General features: G+C 56.5%; 1 protein-coding gene. It reads left to right on the top strand.

The annotated features are described in order from the left end of the window. Nucleotides 1-302: 302 nt before the first annotated feature. On the top strand, nt 303-5,125 hold a 4,823-nt coding region (locus HMPREF1631_RS00175), incomplete at its 3' end, for an FIVAR domain-containing protein (RefSeq protein WP_052046880.1).

The raw sequence follows: 5,125 nt of genomic DNA, 5'->3' as shown, positions 1-5,125 counted from the left end.
CGCAGGCGTATACGCAGCCGGCGGATTCAGAAGAAAAGAAAAGAAAACAGCATAAGTAAACCGGGCTGTTTTTTCGGGGGAGCAAATTAATTTTATTTGCTCCCCCGAATTCGTTTTATTCGGTTTTTGCGGCCGCAAACCGTGCGAATCTTTTTTAAAAACATTGATATATCGGTCAAAGCGCGGTATTAATGGTTACATGGGAACGGATTCACACTTATATGCGTGCGAAACAGGAACGGTTTCGCTGCCGCAGCCGTTCGTTTGCTCTAACCGAACCGCCGATTGAAAAGAGGAATAGGATGTGCGCTTCGAAAGCGAAGAAAAATACCGGGAAAAATACGGTAGACAAAGCCGTTGAGCAGGCTGTTGCCCGGGCCGTGGAGTCCCGGAAAACAACGCTGTTCACAGCGGGGGCCGCAGGAATCCTGATGGGTGCCTCTCTTGCTTTTGGCAGCGCGCAGGCAATGGCTGCCGAAGACACTCCCGCACCCGCCTGCGACGCCCGTATGCAGAGCACTGTCTCCGGTCGGGTCTGCGGCGCTTCTTTTGTGAAACAGCAGACTGTAAAACCGGCTGAGCTTCCCGGTGCGAAACCGGCTGCGCCCTCCGCTTCTGTGCCCGCAGCGAAAGAGCAGGCAAAAACGGAAAAGCCGGTAACGGCGGACAGCGCCGTGCCCCAAAGCGTCACAGACAGATCTGCCTCCGTGCGCAGTGCCTCCGTCTTGGGGCAGGCAGAGGAGAAAGACGTCGTTATTCCGACGGGAGACGCCGCCGTTCCCGTATACAATCCGCTCGGATATTCCAAAGCCGAGATTGAACGGATTAAACAGGCACTGTTGGCGGCAAACAAAAACAATGCGGCCCTGCATTTAACTTCCGCGGATCAGATCACGCTGGAATTTATCACCGGCGACACCACGCGTTCCGGGGCCGCCGGCGTGCCCATATCCAACGGTCTGGCGGAAAACAAAATCACCGTCCGGATCAAAACAGACAAAGCGGATGTAACTTTTACCTCCGATGTAACAAAGAGTAAACTGACCCGGCTGGTGGACATCCGCAGAGACTATAACGTCACATATACGCAGCCGAAACTTCCGGGGCGCGAAACGGATGAAGGCTTTTCCGTGAGTGCGGACGGAAAGACGCTGATCTACCGCTACGATTCGTCGAAGGCTACGCCGTTCAGGACGGACGATGTGCTGAAACTGCTGCGTGCCACACCGAAAACAGATGCTCTGAGAAAGGCGGGTCTGCGCGATCTGAGCGGAGAGGAATACTCTACCGTAAAGCACGAGGGACTCGGGGGAATGCCGCGTAGGTCGCATATGCACTATGCGGTAGACGCCAACGGGGAACCGATCGGAATTATGGAGCTGGGCATAATGGACGGCCCCTATTGGTTCGGCAACAGGCAGATTTCTTTTTCCGATAAAGACCTGCACGAAGAAGAAGCCAAAGCGGGAGACTTCAGCTGGGACGCAGAAGCGCAGAAAATAACCGTGGCTTCGAAGAACCACAGGGTGTTTAAAGCCAGGCTGTTTGTTGCCCCTTATGCGCTGTCGTATTACGGCAGTATCATTGCCGGGTCCGAGGGTAAAAACGTAGGGAATACGCCAAGAGCCATCAATGTTATTTTTGTGCCGCAGACGTTTAAGAAGAAAGCGGATTTGGCGGCGTCCGCCGCGCGGCATGCGGTGACGGCCGATGCGGCAAAAACGCCCACCGACGCAAAATATTACAACGCCTCCCCGGAAACAAAGAAAGCATATGACGCGGCGTTGGCGGAAGCGAAAAGTGCGCTGGCAGAAGCGGGAGACAGGGATGACGCGCAGCTGTCCGAAGCACTGAAAGCGCGGATCGACAATGCCACCATGCGTCTTGACCGGGCGCGTGAGGAACTCAACGGCAGCGCGACCGTGAAAGACGCTCTGCGGCAGTCCATTGCCGAAGACGGCACGCCCGCCGATGAGCAGACGGGGAAAGCCGGCACGGGCACGCAGGGAAGCGACGCATATCGGAATGTGACCGATACCGTATTCCTGACTGCGGACGGAAAAGCGGATACGGAAAAGAATGCACGTGCCCTCAAGGCAAAGACGGCTTACGACAATGCGCTTGCCGAAGCGAAGAAAGTAAATGACGCGCAGTACGCCACGCAGGCAGAAACCGATAAAGCCAAGGAAAACCTGTATAAGGCGCGCAGGGCGCTGGCCGAATTTTCCACCGACAAAGAACGGCTGAATATTGCCCTGGCAAAGTACGGGAAAGTGAATATCGGTACCGTCCAGAATATTGGCACGGCCGATCCCACGTATCAGAATTCCACGCCCGACGAGCGCGAATGCTACGACAATGCCCTGGACGAAGCCAACAGGCTGGCAAAGGATCCGAATGCTTCCCAGAAGGAAGTAAATGCGGCGATTGCCTCGCTGGAGGCGGCAAAATCCGCCTTGGACAAGAATGCGACCAAGAAACAGGCGCTTGAGGCGCAGGTGCAGCAGAGCCACGATAACGATGCACCTAATGCGCAGAGTGTTTTCTACCGAAATGCGAAGGACGATGCGTATTATTCCAGCGATAAGTTCCCTGCCGCAGTGGACAAAGACGAGGCAAAGAAATATGCCGGACAGTACGACGAAAGCCTGGCGGCCGCCAAGAACGTACTGAAAGACCCGAAGGCCACGCAGAAGCAGGTAGACGATGCGTTGGAAAAGCTGAAGAAAGCCGAAGACAATCTGCATCGGCTGGAAAGTGACCCGAGCGATCTGATTGCGACGCTGGCGGCCAATTTCAGCGGGAACAGGCTGCCTGCGTATTTTAATTCCTATGCGCTGTCGCAGGCGGGAAATGAGCAGGCGAAGAAGGACTTCCTGGCATACAACGAAGCCTACGCGCAGGCGAAGCAGATCAGAGAGAAAATTGATGCGGCAAAGGCGCAGTCGCAGCAGCCGAATTTTACGCAGACGGAAATTGACGAAGCAAAAGCCAAGTTGGATGCCGCGCGGAAAGTGATTGAAACGTATGCCACCAACAAATCGCAGCTGAACAACGTATTCGGCGAAGATGCCGCGGTGCGCGACAGTGCCGCGTGGAAGAATATGAAGGCTTTGGCGGATAAGGCCGCCGTAGCCGGCGATCAGGCAACGGAAGAGGAAAAAGCCGCCGCACAGGTGCTGAAGGACTGCACGCAGGCCGCCGAAAAGGCAAAGCAGGTGCTGGAAGACACTCTCCCGCGGGATACCGATGCGCAGGGGACTCCCATTCCGGACGATAAAAAGAATGAGGGGAAGCAGCCCTCGGATCCCGGTTTCCTTGACGGAGTGCAGACGCATTCAAAGGGCGAAGCTCTGCAGAGTGATGTCGACCGGGCTCTGAAAGACCTGCGGAGCGCCCGCTCCGGTCTGCTCCGGTTCGGCACGAAGCTCGGAAAGCTGAAAGAGTCTGTGCTGGAAGACCCCCGGACCGTGCAGAGTCCCGAATACAAAAACACCAAGGCGGCCGGAGACCGGGATAAACTGGATGCGTACAGTAATGCGCTGAAAGAGGCGAAGGAAAAGCTCGCCGATCCGACACTGTCGCAGGCAGACGCGGACGCCGCCGCGGAAAAACTGAACCGGGCAAGGGCGGATCTGTCGGCGCACGCCACCGATATTTCCAAGCTGGAGCAGAGCGCGGGGATCCCCACATCAGATTCGCCCGCCTACCGCAACACCGCGAATCCGCATTTCACGCTGAAAAATAACGAAGGCGGATACGGCACCGCTCCCGACACGGAGAAAAACAAACAGGCTGCCGCGGCGAAGAAAGCCTATGATGCTGCGCTTTCCAAGGCGCGTGCTCTCATTGCCCGGCACAAAGACGCCGATGCCGCGCCGGCAGACAAACCGACGCAGCAGGAAATTGATGCCGCGCTTGCCGTGCTGAACAGTGCCTGGGAGGAAATCGCCAAATACGATACGCAAACGGATCTGCTGAATAAGGAACTGTCTGAATCCAAGGCGGAAGGCTCGGATGAGACGGCGGGCAAATTCGAGGGCACGGAGGAATTCCTGAATGCCGATTATCTGAAGGCGGAAGGCGAAGGCGCAGCGAAAGAAGACAACAGATACGTGAAGGCCTATAAAGACGCTCTGGAGAAAGCCCGCACGCTGGAAGCGGCGGCCCGGGGAGTGAAGAAAGCCGATCCGACGCAGAGCGTTCCTCCTGCGGAACGTCCCACACAGGAGCAGATAAACCGGGCTCTTGAAGATTTGCGGGAGGCAAAGGAGAACATTAAGCAAGGGTTTAAGACGGATCTGACCAAGCTGCGGGAAGAAAAGGAATACAGCGGCGGAGATTTCAAAAAGACGCCGGAATACCGCAATGCCGCAGCTTTGGCGGCTAAAGGCGACTCGTCTGCCGTCAAAGATATGAAGAATGACGGCAGTGACGGAAAGCCCAAGGGATTCGAGACTCTCTGCAGTGAGACCGATACTTATCTCGCCGACGCCAACCGCGTCCGTACGCAGCGGGAAGCAGACGAAATGCTGCAAAAGCTCATCTCTGCCCGGGAAAAGATCGAAAAATACGGCACAGACGTTACGCCTTTGCAAAATGAAATCGACAATAAGAACGCCGCCGGTCTGCCGGTTGATTTCAGCCGGTCTGCCGCATACCGAAATGCGCTGGCAAAGAAGAACGCCGGCGATCAGGATGCCGCCGGGAAGATCAGTGCCTACGAAGAAAAGCTGAAAGCTGCCCGGGACATGATTGCCCGATACGAAAACCAGAACGGAGACCCGGCGGACCGTCCCACCAACGAGCAGGTAAAAGAGGCGAAAGAGGCGCTGGCGAAGGCTAAGAAAGATATTGCCGACGGCTTCGGAACCGATACCGGCGCACTGCAAAACGAGGCTGACGCGGACAGCGGATTCCGTCTTACGCTCCCGTTTAAGAATGCGCAGTATGCCAAGGGCGAAGGCGGTGCGGACAATGCCGATGTCGTCGCTTACAACGAGGCACTTCAGGCAGCCCGGGAGCTGCTGCGCAAGGCCGGTGATCCGGCTGCGGCACAGGCCGATAAGCCCACGCAGGCTGATGTTGATTCTGCGTTGGCGCGGCTGAAGCGGGCGAAGGCTGC

The sequence above is a fragment of the Arcanobacterium sp. S3PF19 genome (genome assembly GCF_000758825.1).
In the GTDB taxonomy this organism is placed as follows: Bacteria; Actinomycetota; Actinomycetes; order Actinomycetales; family Actinomycetaceae; genus Arcanobacterium_A.
Note: the sequence above shows the minus strand (reverse complement) of the source record. Positions and strands in the feature narration are given on the sequence as shown.